This is a genomic window from Arthrobacter sp. Y81, from assembly GCF_002929335.1.
Classification (GTDB): Bacteria; Actinomycetota; Actinomycetes; order Actinomycetales; family Micrococcaceae; genus Arthrobacter.
The window spans coordinates 1-856 of the sequence record NZ_PJIL01000059.1 but is presented as its reverse complement, the minus strand read 5'-3'; the positions used below and the strand labels follow the sequence as shown (position 1 = coordinate 856).

Below are 856 nucleotides of genomic sequence, written 5' to 3'. Positions count from 1 at the left end.
TTATCGATGCGTTTGAGGTGCCCTGCCAGCAGCTCGGCCTGCTCGACATCGGCCTCGTAGGTGAACTGCAACGCCGGCTCCTCAAAGCGCTGGCGGTGCAGCCACAGCCCGTGTTCCTTCGTCCATCTGGTGTCCTTGGGATAGCGGATGCCGTGACGCAGCAGGATCGCGTTCACGTGCTGGCGGGCGTGCGCGAGGTCCTTGGCCGTGCCCGAACGCAACCGGGACAGGTCCCGCAGCGCTTCCTCCTCCGGGTCCGGGATCCGCACCTCGGTAACCGAGCCGACCGCAAGCATCTCGGCCAACACCCGGGCATCCCGCCTATCCGTTTTGACCCGATCACCCGGTGCCCGCAACAGCTTCGAGGACGCCGCAACCACACAGTTAGCGCCCGCCGAACGCAGGTACCGGGCCAGGACGAATCCGGTCGGTCCGGACTCGTAGACGACCTTGACCGGCGGGGGAAACCGGCGGACCCACTCCAGCACCATGGCAGGGTCAGCGGGCATCGTGTGGTTGCTGATTTCCCCGGTGGCCGGGTTCAGTGCATGGCCCACGACGTTGACCGCGTGAACATCCAGCCCGATGAAAGTATGCTCAAACATAAGCCGGGACCTCCCAAACTTCACATGTGGCACTACCATTGCACCCCCGAGGAGCTGTCAGGCCAAGGGAGCCCGTCAATGGCAACCCACGGACCCCTGTGAAACAGAAGGCCCCGGCCTCTTGACGCTGCTGACCCCGTCCGGGATAGAGGACATCACCGCCGGGATCAGGCCCCGCAGCGCCGCCTGCCACACAGACGACACGGGTTACACCCAAGCCGGCGCTGCGGGCCCGCCCGGCGATAATGGCC

Annotated in this window: 1 protein-coding gene; it reads right to left on the bottom strand. The window is 65.8% G+C overall.

Features of this window, described 5'->3' with window-relative positions; all coding sequences use genetic code 11:
• Positions 1 to 605: transposase (locus tag CXQ91_RS24150; protein WP_181039037.1), on the bottom strand; the 605-nt coding region annotated here is incomplete at its 3' end.
• Between the last annotated feature and the right edge of the window lie 251 nt (positions 606 to 856).